The sequence below is a fragment of the Chloroflexaceae bacterium genome, from assembly GCA_025057155.1.
Lineage (GTDB): Bacteria > Chloroflexota > Chloroflexia > Chloroflexales > Chloroflexaceae > JACAEO01.
On the sequence record JANWYD010000117.1, the window covers coordinates 1 to 643 of the forward strand.

Here is a 643-nt window from a genome sequence, read left to right on the forward strand (position 1 = left end):
GTATCTGGATGGCTGGCGTTATTGTCGCCACCTTTCTGGTTGTGCCGCAATATGAAGGGCTTGGTGATGCCGGACGCATTGTGATCGTGCATGTGCCGACAGCGTGGGTCAGCGTGATCGCGTTTACGGTCTCGGCCATCTTCAGCGGGCTTTATCTCTGGCGGCGTCGCGAGCGCGATGACCATATTGCAGTGGCGGCTGCCGAAGCCGGTCTCCTCTTTACCATCCTCGCCACCGTTACTGGGATGATCTTTTCACAAGTGGCGTGGGGCATCTTCTGGAACTGGGATCCGCGCCAAACGTCGATCTTCGTGCTGTTGTTGATCTATGCCGCGCTCTTTGCGCTCCGCGCAGCAATTGATGATGTTGATCGGCGACGGCAACTGAGCGCAGTCTATTCGCTCTTTGCCTTTGTGACCATGCCATTCCTCTTCTTTGTTGCTCCTCGCATTGCTGACAGCACACTTCATCCCAACTGCGCCTTTATTCAAGGCAGCAATTGCGACGGCGTGGTGCTGGAGGTAGGCAAAGTCGGGTTAATTGGCGACCAAAAGGTGCAATTGCTCGGCCTAGAGCGGCAAGGTAATTTGATCGTCGCCGAAGTGAAGGTGAGCACACCGGGCTTGCAGCAAGAAGCCATTCT

General features: G+C 55.7%; 1 protein-coding gene. It reads left to right on the plus strand.

All coding sequences use genetic code 11. From position 1 onward, the window contains the following. Nucleotides 1-2: 2 nt before the first annotated feature. The coding region (locus NZU74_20565; GenBank protein MCS6883720.1) for a cytochrome c biogenesis protein at nt 3-643 on the plus strand (641 nt) is incomplete at its 3' end.